At 46.1% G+C, this 20,729-nt stretch carries 16 protein-coding genes and 1 tRNA gene; 6 read left to right on the top strand and 11 right to left on the bottom strand.

The window, feature by feature from the left end:
• Positions 1 to 110 precede the first annotated feature (110 nt).
• Complete coding sequence (locus H6F98_RS08730) at positions 111 to 899, top strand: helix-turn-helix domain-containing protein (RefSeq protein ID WP_192218278.1); 789 nt, start codon at positions 111 to 113, stop codon at positions 897 to 899.
• 136 nt (positions 900 to 1,035) lie between these two features.
• Here the strand turns inward: H6F98_RS08730 and coaE are convergent, their stop codons facing one another.
• Together coaE and H6F98_RS08720 are read right to left on the bottom strand one after the other, a co-directional pair.
• Positions 1,036 to 1,614 (bottom strand): dephospho-CoA kinase, encoded by a 579-nt coding sequence (coaE, locus tag H6F98_RS08725; RefSeq protein ID WP_192218277.1) that lies wholly within the window; start codon positions 1,612 to 1,614, stop codon positions 1,036 to 1,038.
• 163 nt (positions 1,615 to 1,777) lie between these two features.
• The gene (locus H6F98_RS08720; protein WP_192218371.1) at positions 1,778 to 2,353 is read right to left on the bottom strand and encodes a Uma2 family endonuclease; all 576 of its coding nucleotides are present in this window, start codon (positions 2,351 to 2,353) and stop codon (positions 1,778 to 1,780) included.
• 195 nt (positions 2,354 to 2,548) lie between these two features.
• Here H6F98_RS08720 and H6F98_RS08715 point away from each other — a divergent pair, with 195 nt between their 5' ends.
• Positions 2,549 to 3,184: a Uma2 family endonuclease gene (locus H6F98_RS08715; RefSeq protein WP_396811129.1), complete on the top strand. Its 636-nt coding sequence runs from the start codon at positions 2,549 to 2,551 to the stop codon at positions 3,182 to 3,184.
• 53 nt (positions 3,185 to 3,237) lie between these two features.
• Complete coding sequence (locus H6F98_RS08710) at positions 3,238 to 3,768, top strand: Uma2 family endonuclease (protein ID WP_192218276.1); 531 nt, start codon at positions 3,238 to 3,240, stop codon at positions 3,766 to 3,768.
• A gap of 22 nt (positions 3,769 to 3,790) precedes the next feature.
• On the opposite strand, the gene H6F98_RS08705 is transcribed toward H6F98_RS08710, so the two are convergent.
• Complete coding sequence (locus H6F98_RS08705; RefSeq protein ID WP_192218275.1) at positions 3,791 to 7,081, bottom strand: EAL domain-containing protein; 3,291 nt, start codon at positions 7,079 to 7,081, stop codon at positions 3,791 to 3,793.
• Positions 7,082 to 7,139: 58 nt separating this feature from the next.
• Here H6F98_RS08705 and tnpC point away from each other — a divergent pair, with 58 nt between their 5' ends.
• Entirely contained in the window at positions 7,140 to 8,636 is a 1,497-nt protein-coding gene (gene tnpC, locus H6F98_RS08700) for an IS66 family transposase (protein ID WP_192218274.1), read from the top strand.
• A gap of 367 nt (positions 8,637 to 9,003) precedes the next feature.
• Here tnpC and cobA read toward each other — a convergent pair whose 3' ends face one another.
• From cobA to H6F98_RS08685, 3 genes are all read right to left on the bottom strand, one after another.
• Positions 9,004 to 10,593: a uroporphyrinogen-III C-methyltransferase gene (gene cobA / locus H6F98_RS08695; protein WP_192218273.1), complete on the bottom strand. Its 1,590-nt coding sequence runs from the start codon at positions 10,591 to 10,593 to the stop codon at positions 9,004 to 9,006.
• 34 nt (positions 10,594 to 10,627) lie between these two features.
• A complete protein-coding gene (locus H6F98_RS08690; RefSeq protein WP_192218272.1) occupies positions 10,628 to 11,209 on the bottom strand; it encodes a Uma2 family endonuclease in 582 nt (193 codons plus the stop codon).
• A gap of 143 nt (positions 11,210 to 11,352) precedes the next feature.
• The gene (locus tag H6F98_RS08685; protein ID WP_192218271.1) at positions 11,353 to 12,465 is read right to left on the bottom strand and encodes an LptF/LptG family permease; all 1,113 of its coding nucleotides are present in this window, start codon (positions 12,463 to 12,465) and stop codon (positions 11,353 to 11,355) included.
• Between H6F98_RS08685 and H6F98_RS33985 the strand changes: the two genes are divergently transcribed.
• Positions 12,464 to 12,589 (top strand): hypothetical protein, encoded by a 126-nt coding sequence (locus tag H6F98_RS33985; RefSeq protein ID WP_277927546.1) that lies wholly within the window; start codon positions 12,464 to 12,466, stop codon positions 12,587 to 12,589. The two genes, H6F98_RS08685 and H6F98_RS33985, sit on opposite strands and share 2 nt — an antisense overlap.
• Positions 12,590 to 12,741: 152 nt before the next feature.
• Here the strand turns inward: H6F98_RS33985 and H6F98_RS08680 are convergent, their stop codons facing one another.
• From H6F98_RS08680 to H6F98_RS08665, 4 genes are all read right to left on the bottom strand, one after another.
• Positions 12,742 to 14,469, bottom strand: a complete 1,728-nt coding sequence (locus H6F98_RS08680; RefSeq protein ID WP_192218270.1) for a glycosyltransferase family 39 protein — start codon at positions 14,467 to 14,469, stop codon at positions 12,742 to 12,744.
• Positions 14,469 to 16,418, bottom strand: a complete 1,950-nt coding sequence (locus H6F98_RS08675; RefSeq protein ID WP_242058443.1) for a glycosyltransferase family 39 protein — start codon at positions 16,416 to 16,418, stop codon at positions 14,469 to 14,471. Before H6F98_RS08675 ends, H6F98_RS08680 begins: the two co-directional genes overlap by 1 nt.
• Positions 16,419 to 16,527: 109 nt before the next feature.
• Positions 16,528 to 18,108: a Na+/H+ antiporter gene (locus H6F98_RS08670; RefSeq protein WP_192218269.1), complete on the bottom strand. Its 1,581-nt coding sequence runs from the start codon at positions 18,106 to 18,108 to the stop codon at positions 16,528 to 16,530.
• Positions 18,109 to 18,404: 296 nt separating this feature from the next.
• Positions 18,405 to 19,037 (bottom strand): FMN-dependent NADH-azoreductase, encoded by a 633-nt coding sequence (locus tag H6F98_RS08665; RefSeq protein ID WP_192218268.1) that lies wholly within the window; start codon positions 19,035 to 19,037, stop codon positions 18,405 to 18,407.
• A 164-nt stretch (positions 19,038 to 19,201) separates the two neighbouring features.
• Here H6F98_RS08665 and H6F98_RS08660 point away from each other — a divergent pair, with 164 nt between their 5' ends.
• Complete coding sequence (locus tag H6F98_RS08660; RefSeq protein WP_192218267.1) at positions 19,202 to 20,074, top strand: helix-turn-helix domain-containing protein; 873 nt, start codon at positions 19,202 to 19,204, stop codon at positions 20,072 to 20,074.
• Between the two features lie 565 nt (positions 20,075 to 20,639).
• Here H6F98_RS08660 and H6F98_RS08655 read toward each other — a convergent pair.
• Positions 20,640 to 20,711: transfer RNA gene (locus H6F98_RS08655), tRNA-Gly, on the bottom strand.
• Positions 20,712 to 20,729 lie beyond the last annotated feature (18 nt).

Here is a 20,729-nt window from a genome sequence, read left to right as displayed (position 1 = left end):
AATCCCGACTTAAAGCCAAAATATGTGATCCAGGAAATAGACAAAACTAATAGTCTTTGGTAGTCTTTGGGCTATTGATTTCTCCATGGAATTAGGTGGAATAGAGAGATATGTCTTCTTGGCAGGCTGGGCAGGTGAAACAGTTAAATCCAGATCAATTGGAGCAACTCAAGGAAATCGGAGCGCATCTACGACAGATCAGGCAACAGCAGTCTATCCCTATAGAAGAAGCTGCTGCCAGAACATTTTTGCGATTGGGTTTGGTGAAAGCTTTAGAAGAAGGGCAACCCGACCAATTGCCTGAGCCAATTTTTATTCAAGGACTAATCCGTCGCTATGGGGATGTCCTAAATGTGGACGGTGCGGCTATTGCCCAAACGTTTCCTGTCAGTGTATTACCGGTACGTTCTGAGACGGAGCGGACGGATAGTGAAGACGTTCCTACGGCTTCATCTTCTTCATTCGAGGCTCCGTCGTTCTCGATAGAGCCTTATCTTGAGTACATCCTAAAGCCTAAAGTCGGTTACGCTCTTTTGGCGATCGCTGCTCTGGGTGCGCTGTTTTTTCTTCTCTCGAAGCTACCAAGCGCTAAACCGACGCTACAAACACAAAGCTCATCTGTAGCAACTTCCGCACAACCTAAAACTCAGTCTAGTGCTCCTATTGAAGTTAAGGTAAGTCTCAACGATGACTCATGGCTATCAGTAATCGTTGATGGAAAAACTCAGTTTGACGGTGCTGTAAAAAAAGAATACCGGAAAACTTGGGCAGCACAGAAAGAGCTGAAGATTAAGGCGGCTGATGCAGGTGCGGTGTTGGTTTCCACTAAAGGTGGAGAACCTAAGCCAATAGGAGAGGTTGGTGAGGCAAAGGAAGTTATCTTTACACCAGATAATTAGCCTGTTGCTTTATTTCATCTTGTGTATGGGGGAAAGGGAAAGGAAATTTCTTTTTATTAAACTTTGCTGGCAGATGTGTAGATAGGTGTCGTTAATTGGTAATATTTTCGGGTAGAGAATTAAAGGCGCGTTGAACTTAGGATAGAGCTAAATCTACTTCTTTGAGAAGGGCTTCTCGTGTAGAGGAGTTATTCAAAACAACGTCAGCACGAGCAACTTTTTGCTCAATGGGTAGTTGGCTGTTGAGGCGAGCTTGAGCGTGTTCTAGAGAAAGGTGATCGCGTTCTCTTATACGCTGTAGTTGTTGTTCTGGTGAGCAGCTAACTACCCAAATTTCAGTAACTAAATCAGTCATCCCGGCTTCGATCAACAAAGGTATAACCAAGACAACTGTAGGAGCAACTAGACGATCGAGTTCTGAGTGAAAACGCGATCGCACGTAGGGGTGTATCTGTTGCTCCAACCACTGTCGCTCAGCGGGATTACTAAAAACAATTTCTCCTAAACGCTTGCGGTTGAGTGTACCATCAGGCAGTTGAATCCCTGAACCGTAGCGTCCGGTAATTTTACTCAGTACAGGCGAACCCAGTTGTACAGCTTCCCTAGCGTAAATATCTGCATCTAAAACGGGTAGCTGGTAAGCACTAGCTAAGTAGTCTGAAACAGTGGTTTTACCACAGCCAATTCCCCCGGTTAGACCAATGATTCGCTTCAAGAGTTAAGAGGAATAAGTTGTTATAGATGTTATCGCTCTTGTGTCACTCTAAGCAAGCGCAAACGGTGAAAGCTTGACAGGGCAAGAGTTCTCGAAATTGGTCTACGGGTGACACGGCAACCGCAGTTTGCAGATGGAAGGGTCGCTTGACCTTAGATGCGGCTCAATAAAGCGGTAAACTTAGGGTCAATCCAGGCAAGATGTCTTCACCGGATAACTCGCACCGAAGAGCAACCACTTCCACATCCCGTCCTTGCCGATAAATTTCTACCTGCTGCTGTTGGGGATTAATCATCCATCCCAATTGCACCCCTGCATCCAGATATTCCCGCATTTTCTGGCGTAGCGTTTCTAACTCGTCTGTTACTGACCTGAGTTCGATGACAAAATCCGGTGCAATGGGGGGAAATTTGCGTCTTTGTTCAGGAGTGAGTGATTCCCAACGTTGCCGTCGAATCCAAGCCGCATCTGGAGAGCGGTCTGCCCCATTGGGTAACTTAAAGATGGTAGACGAACTAAACGTATAACCAAGTTGGGTTTGGCGATTCCAAATCCCCACGTCGATAATCAATTCTGCTTCCCGATAGCCGCTTTCTCCTCCAACGGGTGACATGATAATTAATTCTCCCGAAGCCGTTCGTTCAAACTTTAACTCGCGGTTATTTTGACATAACTGATAGAACTGTTCGTCACTCAGGTAAACGGTATCTAAGTTTAATGTCAGAGGACTGATAACCATACAGTTAAGTTGAAGCACGGACTGCACATACCATGCTACTCTCTTGTTGGCAAGAAAATCTTGACAAAAGAAGAGGCGATCGCACTTAGAAAGAGGACGCACAGGGCTAGATTTTTGCTGGCATTGGGATGCAACCAAAAAAGGAACAGAGGAACGTTCCTTGACATTTCTCAAATAGAATAGTGACGGTAGAGCATGAAGCAATGCCGCAAGTACGGTGCGCTTTCCGCGATGGCACAACTACTAAACCACACCACAGATCGACGGCTCGTTCTGCACGAGCGCACCTGGGAGCAGTTTAAGCTGATCCAAAAAGGCTTTGAAGGCTCTTCCGGTGTGCGGATCTTCTATTACAACGGCACAATTGAGATTCTGATGCCCGGAGAAGACCACGAATTTTTCAAGACCATTATTGGCTTTTTGATTGAACTGTTTCTCGTTGAGAAGGGCATCGAATTTATTCCTGCTGGGTCAATGACCCAGGAACGACAAGGAACGGCATCTGCCCAAGCCGATGAGTCTTACTGGCTTGGTTCCAAGAGGCTTGTCCCTGACCTCTCAATTGAAGTGGTGTTTACCAGTGGTAGTGCTAACAAACTAGAGCGATACAAAGCATTAGGTGTCCCCGAAGTCTGGTTCTGGGAAGATGGATTATTCGCGCTCTATCACCTGCGAGAGCAGAGCTATGAGCGAATTTACCGCAGTGAGCTTCCTGGATTAACAGACCTCGATATCGAGCTGCTGTCAAAGTGTGTTTTAATTGCTCAAACCTCCAGAGTTGAAGCCGTCAGAGAGTTTCGTCAGACAGCTATAGGAAGAGAGTCAAATTGACAGCTCAATGGACGGTCTCGCATGTTAGCGTTGCCTAATGGAGGAAGGTAATCATGAAGTCACCCGCAACGACTCCGCTAGCAGAGTTTCTCTCCCAACCTAATATAGAGGCTTCTCCAGCATGGGAGTTAATTAATGGGTGTGCTATTCAAAAACCAATGCCGACCCTCTTTCACTCACGGCTACAACGCAATCTAGTTAACTACATAAATGGTCATACTGATCGCTTTGAAGCTGTGCAAGAGCTACGCTGTCTGGTGCCTCCCTACTCGCTAGTGCCAGATATTTCCGTCATTGCGATCGCACGTCTTTCTGATGAGGATAGACCACTAGAGGGAGCGCCGGACTGGTTAATTGAGATTCGTTCGCCCGACCAAAGCACCTTAGACTTACAGAGCAAGATTCTCCACTGTCTCAGCAATGGAACACAATTAGCCTGGTTAATCGATCCAACTCGTCAACAAATTTGGGTATGGCAGGGAGATGACTTGCCAATAGTTTGTTCTGGAGTGGACACTTTGCCTTCTTTGGGGGATTTGCCCGAACTTACGGTTAATGCTGTGATGGCTATGACTCGCCGATGAAGGAAGGCGATCGCTTTCTCTCTCACCACTGTACTTGTGACCTAAGTAACGCCGTAGCTGAGTTTTGTTCAACGGGTTTAGAGAAGAAATAACCTTGTCCGTACTCACAGCCGAGCGATCGCAATTGTGCCAATTGTTGAGGCGTTTCAATCCCCTCAGCAATGACATCCATCTGCAAACTATGAGCCAGTGTAATGATTGTCCGAACAATCTCTAGGCTGTCCCCTTCAATTCCTATACGATTGACAAAAGAGCGGTCAATCTTTAGCGTGTCAATTGGTAACTGGTGCAAACGCGCTAAGGACGAGTATCCCGTGCCAAAGTCATCAATCGATAGCTGAATTCCTAATGCTTTTAAATGCTCTAGCATTGCTGTTCCAGAGCTAGCATTTTTTAGCAAGCTGCTCTCAGTAATTTCCAACTTTAAGCTATGTCCACTAACACCAGTCTTCCGCAGAATTTGGTCAAGCCGCTCTAATAAACCTAACTGTCCTAGCTGCACGCCAGATAAATTCACGCTCATTGTCAAAGGCTTAATAGTCGCAAACTCTTGTTGCCAAACACCTAGCTGAGCGCAAGCTTGGCGCAATACCCACCAATCGATAAGCCCAATTAACCCTGTTTCTTCTGCCAAGGGAATAAACTCAACGGGTGAAACAATGCCGCGTGTAGGATGAGTCCAACGCACTAGCGCCTCAAACCCGCTAATTTCACCTGTCTCCATAGACACAATTGGCTGATAGTGAACCTGAAACTGCTCTTGTTCAATCGCCCGTCGCAAATCAGTTTCTAGCTGGAAACGTGCCACAGCCTGTTCATGCATTGCCGGATTAAATACGGCATGACGCAGATGAGACTGCATCTTGGCATGATGCCTTGCTGTGTCAGCAGCACGGAGGAAATCCTCTGGTCGATTAGAGCAAGTGAGTGGGGTAGCAGCGAGTGAGATGTTAGAGACTTCTTTCGATGGTTTTAAGGCGCTACTGGCTAACTTGTCCCTCTCACAGAAAGCAATGCCAATGCTCGTGGTGGAAAATATTTCACGCCCATTCAGAGTAAATGGTAAAATAATCTGTTGGTAAATGTAATCAGCCATGTTGGTAGCTTCATTGCTGTCTTGGATATCCGTCAGAAGGATGGCAAACTCATCAGCTCCCAACCGTGCTACTGTATCCGTTGGTTTTAGGCACTTCTCCAACCGTCGAGCTGTAGTGATGATCAGTTGGTCAGCCGCTAAGTGTCCCAGGCTATACTTAACCAGCTCAAAACGCTCTAGCTCAAGAAACAGAACTGCAAATAAACCTGCTTTACCACATCTTGCTTGTTCAAGCTCTTGTTCTAAACGCTCCAAGAATAAGGCTTGGTTGGGTAATCCTGTTAAGGGTTCATAAAACGCATAGCGCCGTAACTGTTCTTCTGCTTGTTTGCGCTGAGTAATATCGTTTGCTAAAACCACCTCAGCTTGCCTTCCTGAAAAAACTAAAGGATGAGAGGTGACTTCAACATCGATAAGTGTTCCATCTTGCTTGCAATGTCTCCAAATACCATCAACATTAAGACCAGGATTTGTTTTAGAGAGATGTTTCAGTAATGCCGGAACATCTTCGGGGGGACGAATATCCCGAATCGTCATTGAGAGAAATTCTTCACGAGAATAACCGTAGTGGTGAATCGCCGCATCATTGACAGCAAGGAAGGCAAGTGTTTCAGTGTCATAAACCCACATCGGGTGGGGATTACTCTCAAAAAGAGTACGATAACGCTGTTCAGAATCCCGCAATGCCACCTCAGCAGCACGACGCTCAGTTATATCCTGAGCCATCGACAGCATACCAATGACCTTACCATCTGCTGCCTTAAGCGGTGTGTTGTACCACTCACAAATGATGGTGCGACCATCTTTGGTGAGATTCTCATTAATACTATGTGCTGTTGCTTGCCCAGCTTCCAACTGCTGGAAGATTTTCTTGACAAGGGAGCGAACGGCTGGGGGTGTAATTAGGTCACAAGGGTTGGCACCGAGTACCTCTTCCTTGGTAAAGCCAAATATTCTTTCAGCCGCAGGGTTCCAATCTGTTAACTGTAGTTCCTGGTTATTGACAATACAGGCAAGGGGCATATGGTCAATTTGTAGCTGAAGACGCTCTTGTAGTTGTAAAGCGTGTTCATAGAGTTGGGCGTTCAGAATTGCCATAGTACAGCGTTCGGCAGTAATTTCTAGTAGATGAAGTTTACGATCGCTTACTGAATGGATAGATAACCACTTGACATGGAGAACTCCGATTAAATTCCCATTACGCTCCAGTGGCACACCCAACATTGTGCGGATTTTACTCTGCTTGATGAAAGGATTAATTATACGCGAGTCTATTTGAGCGTCTTCAATGTAAAGTGGCTGCCTTGTGGCGGCAATTGTACCTGCAAAGCCTTGTCCAATTGGTATTGGATAGCCCAGATAATCGTCGTCTTCAATTCCAATGCTGGCGCAGACTTGTAAAGTATCATCTTTTTTTAAACGAATGGTGGCAGCATCAGCTTGCATGACTTCCACAATACGCTCAAGCATGACATCCAGCAGTTCTTGAAGATTTAAAGTACTGATGCCATTGGCTGTTACGGTACTGAGGGCAGCAAGATCTTCTTTATCTCGTTTGAGTTCTTCAACGAGCTGTTTACGTTCTGTGATATCTCTTGCTATACCAATTAGACCAATAACGTTATGTTTTGAGTCGCGATAGACACCTTTTGTTGAATGATAGGTGCGTGTGCTGCCGTTAATCGTGATACTTTCCTCAAAGCTTCGAGTCTCACCTGTCGCCAGGATACTACGGTCTATCTCCATAATTTCCCGTGCTGTATCGGGCGAGAAGAGGGCTGTATCATCCCGACCAAGAATTTGCGATCGCAATTTGTCTATGTGTTGAGCGGTAGCACTGTTGAGCATAACATAGCGCCCTGCACAGTCCTTGACAAAGATCGCATCATCTGTACCTTCAACAATGCCTTGTAAGAGGTTGTTGCTCTCTTGTAGCGATCGTATTCTCCATCGAACTAGTCCATAGAGTAGTCCACTCGTTAGCAAGACAAAAACCCACCCTTTAACAGTTTGTAGCTTGGTTAGCAATGTTAAATCATGGATTAATAGCGCGAGCAGGCGATCGGAACATACAATCCAAAAGCCGCTAAAAAATGTGTAGATTAATACAATGTTGCCAGCCAGATCTCTGGTGTTAGGTCGTTCGTACTTCATGACCCGTAACTGCTCACCGCAACTGCGTTGCGGTATCGCCAATGGTGGAGTTTGAGCAAACAAGAAGCAACAGGGGTAAGGGTTTGAGTCAAAGGTGTGAAAATACAGTATAGTAGCTCTGATGCTGAAAACAGCCGCACTGATAAGCCAACCAATGGAGATAGCCATTGCAATAGAGAAGATGGCACAGACAGTGCTGTTGATTGGGGAATGGCTACTAAAGCAACAGCAGCAGCTCAAACAGCAACAACGAAAGCTGGAGGAAAAACAGCAGCTCATTGAGGAGCAGCAACAGGAGATTGAAAAGTTAAAAGAGGCGTTAGACAAGCTAAAAAAACGCTCCTCATCAAATAGTTCCATTCCGCCGTCAGCCGACCAACTGAAAAAGCCCAGCGACAAAAACAAGCGGAAAAAAGGGAAAAAACGCGGACCCAAATACGACCATCCCGGCAAGACCCGAAATGGATTTGGTGAACCTGATCGAGTAATAGAGTTACAACCTGATAGCTGTCCAGTTTGTCAGGCAGCAGTAGAGTCAATCACAGCAGCACCGACCAAAGTACAACAAGTAGCCGAGTTGGTAGAGAAACCTGTAGAAATCAGAGAATACCGCCGACCCTTATGCCAATGTACCGATTGTGGCTGGTCGGGATACTCTCAACTCCCACCGGGAGTATTAGAAGGATTTAGCTACGGAGGTCGATTGTGTAGCGTGGTTGGTTGGCTGGGATATGGTGGTAATTTACCTTGGCGTAAACAAGAATATTTCGTGGAACACGTCTTGGGAGTACCGATTTCTCAAGGCTCTCTAGCCAAGATGCAGCAATACTTCCAGCGAAGCTTGCAGCCAATTTATCAGCAATGGCTCAGCTACGTGCAACAACCAGGAGTGCGCTGCGTTGATGAAACGACTTACTGCATTGATGGCATCAAATATTGGTTGTGGGTAGCCACCAGCGACCAAGTATGTGTACTTCTGTTAGCCCCCACCCGGAGTAGTGCCGAACTTAAGCAGTTACTGGGACAAGACTTTGAAGGCATTCTCAGTAGCGATTGTTTTAGTGCTTACAATCCCCAGTCCGCAGCAGCGAAACAGAAGTGTTTAACCCATTTAGAACGTGACTTGGAAGCACTCAAGGCGAGTCGATTTGAAGGTAATCGTTTCTTTGCCCAAGCCGTGGGTGAGATTTTAACCGCTGCCAGAACCTTGTACCGGGACTATCGTGCTGGGAAATTGAGTCATCAAGAAATCGCTGGAAATCGTCCGGTAATTGAAGCTCAACTGCAAGCAGTTTTGTACAATCTACCAATTACAGGATGGCCTGCCGATGCTCAACGATTAGCCAACCGGATTCAACGTCATTGGACTGAGTGGTTCACTTTTTTAGACTATCCAGAAGTGAAACCAGATAATAATGATGCTGAAAGAGCTTTGCGTCCAGTGGTGGTACATCGCAAGGTAACTGGCGGCGCTCGGAGTGATTGGGGCGCTCAGTTAGTGGCTCAAATGTTTAGTTTTTTGGAAACTGTCCGGTTGCAAGGAGAAGAAGCCATCGCTCAACTTTATCAGTTGCTTTGTTTGGCTAGTCGCAGTCCTCCGGGTTTACACTTCAACTGAACTTAAGAGTCGGCTGGTGATTTACTTATTTTCATCCAGCCTGTATTTTGGCGCTCTCCATTTTTGGCTCTGTTTGCGATACCGCAACAAAGTTGCGGTGAGCAGTTACCATGACCCTTTTACGGCATTAGTTGTTACAAGCGTTATTCCACTTACCCAATAAGCATCGGGTTAGAACATCGGGTCACTTTCAACCTTCGCTAAGGCGTGACTAGTTGATGAGCGTTACAACAACTCTCAGGTGTTGAGGAAACAGGTGTAAAGAGCTAGCAATTCCTCTGGCTTTGACCGTTTTTTACGCTCTAGTTGCATTTACCACAAACGAGGTTGTTCCATCAGCGTTGACGCACCTACTAAACTATTGTCTCTAAATAGCACAACTCTTGTCTGTTGCCCACTGCACAATTGCTTGAGTCAATCCTTCTAATGTGTATTCTTTAGCTTCAACATCTACTCTCCCTAGCAACTGGTAGCAGGTTGCGGACGTTTGAGGACCAATCGAGGCAATGCAAACATTTTGCAGTTGCGGGTAGCAGTAATCGCTTTTTGGTTTTCCTTCTTTAGATGTTAGGGCTTGTCCAGAGTTCTTAGCTAGAGAGGCATCTAGGAGCTGACAAAAGTGCTTGACCGTTTTAGAACTGGCAAATGTTATCACATCCACGGCTTGCTTTTGCAAAGCGTCTAAGGCGGCAGGAGCAATTTGTGCAGGACATCCAGACTGATAGGTTGCGACTTCCGTTACCACTGCACCCTTGGCAGTAAATTCTTTAACTAAAACTTCTCTTCCACCGCTTTCCACTCTAGGAAATAAGATTTTTTTACCTTCTAGTGGTTCTGGGAAGTGTTCAACGAGGGAATCCGCGACAAAATCTGGGGGAATTAAGTCAGGATGTAGTGCTCGTTGTTTAAGACTGGCAGCGGTTTTCTTGCCAACTACAGCGATTTTGACACCGGATAAGGCACGAGCATCTTTATCTTGGGTGAGTAGTCGTTCAAAAAAGTAATCCACGCCATTACCGGAAGTCAAAATTAACCAATCGAACTCAGATAAATGTGCGATCGCATTATCCAAAGCGTCCCAACTCGAAGGTGGAGTAATAACCAAAGTCGGCATCTCAACCACCTGTGCGCCTTGCTGTTTGAGGAGTTCACTAAATTCACTGGACTGTCCAGCAGCGCGAGTCACTAAGATTGTTTTACCATCGAGGGGAGCCATATCCTGTAGCGTTTCTGCGTCATCAGTCGGGGATTGCAGATAGTCTCGTAGTCCTACTACCTCGCCCACCACAATTACCACGGGAGAGAGAGAAATACCAGCCGTTTGCTTAACGATATTGGCTAAAGTGCCAGTCCAAATTTGTTGTTGAGGACAGCCTGCCCAACGGATAATTGCAATTGGGGAAGAATGCGATCGCCCATGTCGTTGTAACTGCTGAACGATTTCATCCAAATAACGCCCACCCATCAGAATTGCCAGAGTGTCAAGTCGCGCCAACGCCTCCCAGTCCAACTCCCCTGGTTCATGGGCACTCACAACCGCAAAACACCGACTCAACACAGAATCAGTTAGAGGAATCCCTGCAAACAACGGTGCCGCCAAAGCCGAAGAAACACCGGGCACCACTTCAAATGGACAACCCGCTTTAATTAACGCTTGAATTTCTGAGCTACTGCGACCAAAAATAAAAGGGTCACCACTCTTGAGTCGCACTACCTGCTTCCCCAAGCGACAGTGTTCCACTAGTAACTGATTAATCTCTGCCTGTAGTGTACTAGGTTGTCCCCCTCGTTTTCCGACATCAAGTTTGAGACAATCAGGCGGTACCAACTCTAATAACTGGGCATCCACCAAAGCATCATAGATTAACACCTCTGCTTGACTGAGTAGCCGTTGCGCCTTCAGTGTCAGGTAATCTGTATGTCCCGGCCCTGCACCCACAAGGTAAACTTTGCCCATCTGCCCTAATAGTTCATAAGTTAGGCACTCACTCTCAATCAAACACAGGTGGCCACAATTCTGATATGGCTAACTCCCATCCCGGCAGCAGTTCTGGCACCGTGAGGGTATCTCCATCTTTGAGGGTAACGGTATTTTGGTCAAGGCGATACACAGCCACTTCACGCTTGTCTGGGTCAATTAGGATACCAACAACCGAGCCGAGTTTTAGAAATAGCTCAATCTTTTCAACAAGTGGCTTAATTCGATCAGTCTTGGACTTCACCTCAACTGTTAAATCTGGCACTAGCTCCACAAAATCACGCTTGGTCTTCTTGAGTCGGTCAGCTCGCACAAATGATACATCGGGAGCGCGGAGGTTTCTCGGTTCCTTGTCGCCGTTGTTGCCACTCTCATCTGAAGTGTTGGGCAAGATAAAGCCCGCGCTGGAGCCAGTCACCCGACCTAGCCGACGTGGCATCACCCAGTTATTCAAGAAGGTACTAAATCGAGTACCAATCTCTTCTGACTCATAATCGGACGGACCCATAACGACGATGCTCCCATCTACTAATTCCATCTGCCAGTCGGGATGCTGAGCTTGTAGTTGCTCTAAGTCTGCAATAGTCAAGGACATAGGACGACTCAAGAGGGGTTCTGCACCCATGATAAATTGACGGGACTAATCAAAAGTCAAAGTAACGATTACCTTGAAATTGAGACAAGGATTTTTCATTTCATTGCTCTATCAAAAAGACTAAATGCACAGTCGCGTACGAATTACCGTGCTGCCCGGACAATCATTACTCCCCCAGCCATCAAACCAAACAAATTCGGCAACCAAGCGCCCATAAAGGGAGAGAGAATGCCTGATAGTCCTAAGGCTTCGGTAATAAACCGCAACAAGTAGTAGCCAAAAATAATGACAACACTAAGACCAAAGCTAGTTGCTTTGTCAGACCGTTGGGGGCGAGTTCCCAATGCCGCACCCACCACACCAAAAACCAAACAAACAAAGGGAAAAGCAATTTTTTGTTGAATACGCAATCTGAATCTATTGAGTTTCTTGATTTCATCCCCAGCCTTTGCTGTTTCTATACGTTGCAGAAGTTGAGAGATATTCATTTCATCAGATTTACGCTCGTCACCCACTAAGTCAAGTGGTGCTCTCGGAAGTCTTAGCTGTTGATTTTCAAATTGTAGGACATTCCGATAGGAACCATCAGCAGAGATGAGGTAAATAGTGCCGTTGAAGAAATCCCATGTGCTTTGAACCGGGTTCCAAACGGCTGATTCGGAGGTAACTACCTGGTTAAGATCTTGCTGAGACCAATCAAGAATCGTTAAACCTCTCATGCGCTCCCCATCAAATTGATCGGCATAGAACAAGCGCTTGAGTCCCCGCACTTTTTCGCCATCTGGCTGAGTTATTTCTCCATATTCAGGATAGAAAATGTTGTTTTCTTTGAAATCCGGTCTTTCCTCAACAAGGGCTTTCTCCAAAGTAACCCCTGCCTGATAATTAGCAGCAGGAACGACTAATTCGTTAAACACGAATGTCATTCCCGTAACAATCAAGCTAAAAACCACAGCAGGTGCAATCAGTCGATAGATACTAATCCCACAACTGCGTAAAGCAATTACCTCACTGTCAGCACTAAGGCGAGAGTAAGTCATCATTGCCGCTAGCAGCATGGACATGGGCAAGGCAAAGGAGACAAACTCTGGCATTTTGAGTAGCATCACTTGCACCGCAATCTCCAACGGCAATCCAGCATCCGTCACTTTACGCACCAAGTCGAAGGCTGTACCAACCGCAACACCAACCGAGGAGAAGGCACCGACACCAAAGAGAAAGGGCAGCATGAGTTCGGTGGTAAGATACCGATCCATGAGCGATAAGCCGGGAATTAAGGAGATGAGAGACGGAGGTTTACCGAATGTCATTACAGTCAAGGAGGTATCGATTCTAGATGGCGATCATAAAACAGTAGGCGATCGCATTATCAATTATTGAACAAGCTGAGGCTAACCAGCGAATTAAAGATATAGCGGTTTTTTGGAGAGATGAGGTACAGCAGAAGGTGTGTGAAACTTTCAAGGCAGCAAGGAAAACAAAAAAGCTGATACCTGAAAGCTGATAGCTGACGGCTTTCTGCTTCACAACCCTTAAATTCCATAAAGTCGAGGATAGGGTTGTACCAGTGACTTTGCCTGATAAACGTAAACTTGCTCGATAACCCCCCCGCCTCGTCGAATTGGCACACTTCCGAGTTCCTCCAGACTCTTGAAGTAACCTCGATAGTCAGTCAATATGTCTTCTTTCTTCTGAAAGCGGGAGATGGTAACGAATAAAGCATCTTCTCCTACCCATTGATCAGCCCGTGACCAGAACGCGAAGCCACGTAAATCAGTACTAAAGCAAGTAATTGGCGTGTCTGCTAGCGGCGTCAAAGCCATGCTAATGAATCCGGCGAGGTAATAGCCGTTGGTGAATACAAAGCTAGAGTTCTGTAAAGCCTGACTCAAAAGAGGGGATTGGGCAAAGCCCTGTCGCAATTGCACAATATCAATTAGTTCTGTAGACGGGTCATCCTTGGGATTCCAAAACCCGCCCAAAATAGCATATCGACTCCCAGTTTGCAGAGTTCCTGTTGTAACGTGCAACAAGGCAAGCAGTAAGCAAGTGCCGATGAACCATCCCGAACCTTGCAACCAGCGTCGCACCCAGCGTCGAGATTGTTGCTGCCAAAAGACGGCTTGTTGCCCCAAGAGTAAGGTAAGTCCCCAAAATCCTGGCACCGGCCAAGTCGGCAAGATTTGCTGATATCCTCCCATGAGTGTGAACCCAATTGTTAGAGGTAGAGACACCCATAGAATCAACAATTGCTTTTGCTGGAAATCTCCCTCGTCGGTTGAGGATTGTTGGGAGAGTGGACTGGTAAGGTTTCTATTCTTTTGAGGCGCTAGATTTCGATCCCCCCTAGCCCCCCTTAAAAAGGGGGGAAAATGAGAAAAGGCTGTTGTTAGGTGAGGAGAGATTGAGGTGATTTGAGTCCTCAGAGACTGCAAACTCACCCACCAAAGCGGTAAGCCTAGAGTTGGGAAGAGGTAAGCCACTTCAGCTAACAAGACATCGACTACATCTAGTAGATCGTAGTCCTCTCTAGGTACGCCCCGATCGAGTTGAAAGCGAAAGGACACCCAATCATGCTGGATATTCCAGAACCAAATGGGAAAGATGGTGATGATAAATAAGCCTAAAGCCAGCCATGCCCAAGGGGATAGTAGGGCGCAACGATGGCGAGGACTCGTTAAACAAAAACCAACTAGCCCTAAGCCCAAAACAAAGCCATGATATTTCCCTAAGCAAGCTAAACCAACTAAGACACCAAAATAGCTTAAGCGATAGCTGGGGCGGTATTCCTGAGTTGGAGAGGGCGGGAAAAATTCATAAGCTGCACAGTACAACGTTGCTGTCCAGAAAAATATCAGTGGGTTGTCAGGTAGGGTAAGGACACCAAAACCAACTTGAAAAATTGGGATTATAGTAGCGATCGCTAAAGTCAATCGACCTGCTTCTACTGAAAACAGTCTGACACTGGTTAAATACAGCAGTAACAAACTACCCGTATGCAAAATCAGCGTTCCCAGTCGAATCGTGAACTGGGATACATCGCCTGTTAGCCAAGTGCCAAAGCCTGTTGTCAGCGCGACTAAAACGGGATGGTCGAAATAACTCCAATCTAGATGCTGGCTGTAGACATAGTAGTAGGCTTCATCAAAGCCAGGAGGCAGCCAGAGGGCAATAAACCCTCGAAACAACAATCCTCCAATTAGCCAAAACAGTACAGGCTGATTCGCTTTATTCGTCAACCATTTCTGTACAGTCTGCATTAACGCACCCCTGACGTTGGTACACGAACTAATTGATAAATACCCTGTGCCGTAATCTCTTGATACTGATTCGGTGACAATCCCGTTTCTTCTAAAGAGTCAGGAGTTGCAATGATCAGTACCGACTCAGAACTCGATTCGTTAGCAGCGTTTTGGATATGGGAAATCGCTTTTGAGGGTTCATGTAAAAAGGTTATAGGTTGTTGCGTATAGAAAACTAAGCTGGGCTTTTCAAATCCCTCAGTAATCATCACCACTTCTTCTCCACGATTTTCAACCTGAACGACAGACTGAGAAATTTGACGTAGAGGCAGTTGGCGTTCAGTATCAATAATCGCTGAAGCAGGCATGATGACGAACATCAGGAACGCAACAAATCCGAGAAACTTGACTCCCCACAACCAATGTGCTTGGCGGCGTAGGAGGAGAATTACACCTGCGATCGCACTTATACCCCAAATGATTGCCCCAACACGAGACAAACCAGCCTCACTAACCCGCAATCCCAAATTAGGCATCGAAGGGTCATCGCCTAACCATTGGGGAGAGTAGAATGTCACAACTGCTAGGGCGAGAAAAAGCAGAATGCTCAGAAGGCTAGTTATCGTTAAGCCACTTTGGCGTTTAGGCGAAATTTTTGCACTGACAATCTGCTTACTCCACCACAGTGCCACTAGTATTGCTGCCGCAGGCATTAGCGGTAGGGTGTAACTAAAGTATTTCGTTGCCGCAACCGTGAAAAAGCTTAGGACAATCAGGAACCAAAACAGCGCAAACAGTCCAAGCTGAGCGTTACGGGGTGCTTGTTGCCACTTCCTTCGTCGGAAAACTTTGATTTGTGCGATCGCAGCAGGTAAAGCGATCGACCACGGCGCAAAGCCAACCAACATTACTAAAACATGAAAGTAAGGTGGCCCTTGATGCTCATTAACCACACTCGTAAAGCGTTCAAAATTGTGGTAGCCAAAAAACGAGTCAATGTAATCCTCGCCATTTTGCAAAGTCACCAGAATGAACCAGGGTAGGGTTAAAGCCAGGACAATCAAAGCACCTCGCACGAGACGCATTTCTCGCAAAACTTCCCTAACCCTACCCAGATAAATTAGAAAAGAACCAATAATCAATCCAGGTAGAACAATCCCTACTGGCCCCTTTGTCAACACGGCTAAAGCAATCAAGACGTAAAACGCCAGATACCAACGGGTTTGCACCGTGCGTTGTCCAGCTTGAGTGTAGCCCACAAAAAAAGTCAGTAATGCTCCCCCAAAACAGACACTCAGTAACATATCCGAGTAGCCTGTACGCCCAAAGAACAACGTCAGAGGGTGTAATGCAACCATGGCTGCACCAAGACTTGCCACTAACCATAACTGCCATTGGAGCAAAGGAGAATTGCTGATTGGCGTACCCTGAACGGTAGTGTCACCGTTAGGAACATCTTGGCGATCGCGATCACTCTGCCCAATTCCCAATTCCCGATTCCCAATTCCCGATTCCCAATTCCCAATTCCCCAGTTCCAACTCCAACCACCAAAATACCGTAAGGTGTAGAAGCATAGACTGGTGAGTGCCAACCCAGCTAATGCCGAAGGTAGCCGGACAGCAAACTCATTAATACCGAAGATTTGAAACGCGATCGCTTGACACCAGTAAATTAAGGGAGGCTTGTCAAACCGAGGCGCTTCATTAAAGGAGGGAGTAATCCAGTCTCCCGTCACTACCATCTGTCGAGACGCTTCTGCAAACAGTGGTTCTGTTTCATCAATCAAGCCAGTGCTGCCTAAGTTCCAGAAGAACGCCAGCCAACCAATCATCATTAGCCAAATGATTGCTAGCACCCAAGCCTTGCTTGTCTGCCACTTCCAGATACCTAAACCCTGTGTAACTAGATTATTCTGACCAAATTTCATTGAGCCTTTGACGCGCAGTAGGTGAGTTTTGTGCCTCATTATCATGCACAAGAACAAGAAAAAGGCAAAGGCTTATTGCTCAGAAGTTCCACTCAGCGCCTAATCCGCTTCCATCCATGTACACTAGTGTTAATTAAATTACGGCAACTTACTCCATAAGTTGTTTCTCATCAGCCGCAGTTAGAGTTCCTAGCAATAAGGGGGAGAGGCGTTCATTTAAACGCCCAGAACGGATGAACTCTGCATAGGTATCGGCTTCGATATCTATCATCTTTTCTTGCAGTTGCTCCATATCCAAGGCTTGTAGCTGAGGATTTTTATTAAGCATCTCGTCAATTTGTCCTTGAATACTTTCGAGTTGAAATTGCACAAGTTCTCTTTGGTACCGCGCAAACTCAGAGTCAATATCCTTGGACTTAGCGGCTTCTAAAAGATAGTCTTTCACCCGATTGAGAGCAACACGACGAGCAATTATTTCGGAGTATTGCTGACGTAGGGGTTGGTCACCGATGAGATTCAGATTTTCTAGGAAAAATTGAGTCGTCAACCCTTGCACTAGAAGCGTAAATAGCACAACGCCAAACACCGTATCAATAATGTCTTGTCGTCCATCTAATGCCACTGGCACACTCAACGCCAGTGCAATCGAGACAGAACCCCTTAAACCGCCCCACCATAGTACTGTCTGCTCTCGCCAACCAATTTGGGCGTTTGCAAACCAATTGCTGATAGCTGCCAATCCGTAAATTGCGATCGCTCGCGTTAACAACAATGCTCCAATAGCAACGGCAATTAAGTTTAAATTCTGTCCCAGGCTAGAAAAGTTTATTTGGTCACCAATTAGCAGAAAAACAATCGAGTTTACAAAGAAGGCTAGAAAGTCCCAAAACTCAGAAACAATCAGCCGGGTGCGCGGGTTCATGCCAATCCGCGAGCCAAAATTCCCCAAAATTAGACCAACCGTAACAACCCCAATCACACCAGAACCACCGAGTTCCTCGGTAATTAGATAAGTGCCATAAGCCGAAACCAAAGTCAGCGATTGCTCTACCAAAGGTAAATCAAAGCGTTGGGTGAGCAAGGAAATCCCAAAACCAACCAAGCAGCCAACTCCAATCCCAATCCCAACAAACACGCAGAACCGGGCAAAGGTTGTGGAAACTGAAAATTCACTAGTTCCCAGCGGTATTCCCACGAGCAATAGAAACGCTACTACCGCCACGCCGTCATTAAATAAGCTCTCCCCCTCCATCAAAATTTTCAGGCGTTTATCGGCACCCAGTTCACGAAATAAAGCAACTACCGAGACAGGATCGGTTGCAGAAAGACTCGCTCCTACTAACAAAGCTGTCGTCAGTGGTAACCCTGTTAACTGGTTGATGGCGAAAGCAATACCAACAACAGAAATCACAACCCCAACAATGGCAAATAAACTTACCGATATTAAATCCTGCTTCAACTCGCGCCACCGGATATTCCAAGCGGCTTCAAACAGGAGAGGTGGCAGAAAAATTTCTAGAATTAATTCTGGTGACAAATTCACCAGTCGGACATCCACAAACGCTAAACCCAATCCGACTATCACCAGTAGTAAGGTGTAGGGAATTCTTCGGAACCAGGCAAAAATCCGTGATATCGTTGCCACACTCAACGAAATAGATAGCACTAGCAGAAATTGCTCCAGATTCTGCTCAATTCCAGCTTCGCTGATTGTAGATTCTACAGACATGGGAAAACTCCAAGGAACACGGCAGTCGATACCAGAATGTATCTCAATGTGTCGCCAGTGTATCTAGAGGAAGAGAGAGATAAATTTTTTCCACGCTAAATTCAGGTATTTTGGCGCTTGGCTAGAGGTTATGGAGCGAGAAGCGCTGGAGTCATAATTGAACAACTTGGCATATTCTTCACGAATTCTATGATCGAGCGGCGCGATCGCAGAGTGCAATAGTGAGGGATGCCGCTGCCACAAGCGCCGTCAGTGCTCTCCGGCTTGACTGAGTTATTAGATGTTGCAGCATCACCTTACCTTCTCACCAATTGAGTGATTTGGGTACGAGCAAACGCGATCGCATCTGCTAATTTTTGCCCACCAGATTCATCATTTTCAACATCAATAAACGTGATGTCAGTAATGCCTATAAACCCGAAGACTGTTGCCAGGTAAGGGGTTTGATAATTCAACTTCTCGTATTGCCCACCCACTCCAAAACCAGAACCCCCTCGTGCCGCAATGATAAACATTTTCTTACCCAGTACCAGCGGTTTGTAAGGGTTTGCAGAATTCTCTGGTTCAAACGCAAAGGTTCGCCCAATCCGTACAATTTGGTCAATATAAGCTTTGAACGCACTGGGAACGCTTAAATTGTACATGGGAACGCCGATGACGTAGACATGAGCCGCTAAGAATTCATCCACCAGTTGATCGCTAATACGAATCGCTTCCTGGAGTTGAGGAGTTCGTTGCTCTGGCGGTGTATAAGCTGCTGCAATCCACGGTTCATCCACATGGGGAACGGGATTGCGACCGACATCTCGATAGGTGACAACATCCGCCGGATGACCCTGCATCCTCGCTTCAACGAGTTCTCTTGTGAGTCGGCGAGTGTGTGATCGCTCTCCTCTGGGACTGGAATCAATGTGTAGAATGTTTGCCATCGCGTCTCTTGGTGAATCACCATTCCAGCGTAGGAAACCTACCCATACTCAGCTATCTAATTCCTGCGTCACTATCAAAATCTTGCTGCCAGTTTTTAGGCTAATCGCTGAGAGTCCTCTCACAGTGAATACAATCAGATGTGATTCGCATTGGAGTTTGCATCATGAAGTCTCCAGCCAACCACCCGACTCAACTGACTGGCTTACCAATCCTAGCTAGCCAATCTCAGGGTTGGGAAAACATTCTGGTCGAGCAATTCCAACAACCTCCGGGTGAGGCGCGGTGTCATTACAGCGATGAACATACAATTTATCTGTCTCTTGCCCCCCGTCCAATTCGCTTGCTGCAAATCCAGGGAGGTAAGACTCACTCAGGACTGTACGCGAAAGGTGACATTTCTGTAATACCTGCAAAGATGCCAATTTTCGCCCGTTGGGATGGAGATGACCACTGCTTGCAGATTCGGATTGCGTCTCGTTTCATCCAGAGCGTTGCCAGAGAATCTCTTGCGATGAATCCAGATCAGCTTGAATTACTCCCCGAATTTCGGACTCGCGATCCACAGATTGAGTCGATCGGCATGATGCTGCTCTGTGAACTCAAACAGGAAAATTTAGGCGGAAGGCTCTATGTTGAATCACTGGCAAATGTCTTGGCAGTGCATTTACTCAGGCAATACTCTGCTGTCAAACCTCGCCTTGCAATTTATGAGGGTGGCTTATCTGAGCCTCAACTTCTGCAAGTCTTGGAGTATATCAACGAACATCTGAATCAAGATATTAAGCTTGCAGATTTAGCCCAATTGGTGGGTATGAGTCAATTTCATTTCAGCCATTTATTTAAGCAGTCGATGGGCAAGGCTCCCTACCAATACCTGCTCCAACAACGGGTAGAACGGGCAAAGCAGTTATTGAAACAAACAAACCGCTCGATTATGGACATTGCCTTAGAGTGTGGGTTCAACAGCCATAGCCATTTGAGCAAACAGTTTCGACAATTTACAGGTATGGCACCGAGAGCCTATAGAACAAATTAAACAACCTTGCTTTTGTACGGTTAGTGAGAATCCCCTCAGAATGGTTAGAGGAAATCAATGCTCTTTGCGAACAAACGGGCAAAACTAAAACCCAGATCAGGCTTGAGGCGTTAGTGCAATATCTGGAAAGAATACTGTTATTGGTATCAATGCTGATTTGGGAGAGATTCGTACTTTGCTAGAAAATCATGAGCAACGACTGGAGGCAATCGAAAAGAAGTTAGTGATATCAAGAGAAGAAGACTAAGTGGCGTTGCCGGCAACACAAAGCGATCGCACCGCCGTCAAAAAAAGGCGATCACCATAAAAGTTCAATATCAATACCCAGACCGTACCCAAATTCATACCCAAACTTTAGTTGCAATATAATAGCTGAAAGCCTTGATGACAACAATCTCTCACCGATGTCAAATAATTAGTCACTGTTGTACATTAAATATTTATTTGTCCAGTTTAAACATTTAGTGTCATTGCTCAAACTCTTGCCCTACAAGGATTACGACCAAGACAACAAGTATTGAAACGCGACAAATAGCTCTTTAATGGACAACTGTACAAATAGACAAGCGGATGATCGGACTCGAACCGACGACATTCAGCTTGGGAAGCTGACGTTCTACCACTGAACTACACCCGCAAGTGATTCCCGATATGA

This window comes from Microcoleus sp. FACHB-SPT15, from assembly GCF_014849525.1.
GTDB classification, from domain to species: Bacteria; Cyanobacteriota; Cyanobacteriia; order Cyanobacteriales; family Coleofasciculaceae; genus Symplocastrum; species Symplocastrum torsivum.
This window is presented reverse-complemented; position numbering and strand designations above follow the sequence as displayed.

What these genes read in the sequence shown, in the direction of transcription:
- H6F98_RS08730 (WP_192218278.1), top strand. Translation starts at nt 111, where the DNA reads ATGTCTTCTTGGCAGGCTGGGCAGGTGAAACAGTTAAATCCAGATCAA.
- H6F98_RS08720 (WP_192218371.1), bottom strand. Translation starts at nt 2,353, where the DNA reads ATGGTTATCAGTCCTCTGACATTAAACTTAGATACCGTTTACCTGAGT.
- H6F98_RS08715 (WP_396811129.1), top strand. Translation starts at nt 2,549, where the DNA reads ATGAAGCAATGCCGCAAGTACGGTGCGCTTTCCGCGATGGCACAACTA.
- H6F98_RS08710 (WP_192218276.1), top strand. Translation starts at nt 3,238, where the DNA reads ATGAAGTCACCCGCAACGACTCCGCTAGCAGAGTTTCTCTCCCAACCT.
- tnpC (WP_192218274.1), top strand. Translation starts at nt 7,140, where the DNA reads ATGCTGAAAACAGCCGCACTGATAAGCCAACCAATGGAGATAGCCATT.
- cobA (WP_192218273.1), bottom strand. Translation starts at nt 10,593, where the DNA reads ATGGGCAAAGTTTACCTTGTGGGTGCAGGGCCGGGACATACAGATTAC.
- H6F98_RS08690 (WP_192218272.1), bottom strand. Translation starts at nt 11,209, where the DNA reads ATGTCCTTGACTATTGCAGACTTAGAGCAACTACAAGCTCAGCATCCC.
- H6F98_RS33985 (WP_277927546.1), top strand. Translation starts at nt 12,464, where the DNA reads ATGAGCGATAAGCCGGGAATTAAGGAGATGAGAGACGGAGGTTTACCG.
- H6F98_RS08685 (WP_192218271.1), bottom strand. Translation starts at nt 12,465, where the DNA reads ATGGATCGGTATCTTACCACCGAACTCATGCTGCCCTTTCTCTTTGGT.
- H6F98_RS08680 (WP_192218270.1), bottom strand. Translation starts at nt 14,469, where the DNA reads ATGCAGACTGTACAGAAATGGTTGACGAATAAAGCGAATCAGCCTGTA.
- H6F98_RS08675 (WP_242058443.1), bottom strand. Translation starts at nt 16,418, where the DNA reads ATGAGGCACAAAACTCACCTACTGCGCGTCAAAGGCTCAATGAAATTT.
- H6F98_RS08670 (WP_192218269.1), bottom strand. Translation starts at nt 18,108, where the DNA reads ATGTCTGTAGAATCTACAATCAGCGAAGCTGGAATTGAGCAGAATCTG.
- H6F98_RS08665 (WP_192218268.1), bottom strand. Translation starts at nt 19,037, where the DNA reads ATGGCAAACATTCTACACATTGATTCCAGTCCCAGAGGAGAGCGATCA.
- H6F98_RS08660 (WP_192218267.1), top strand. Translation starts at nt 19,202, where the DNA reads ATGAAGTCTCCAGCCAACCACCCGACTCAACTGACTGGCTTACCAATC.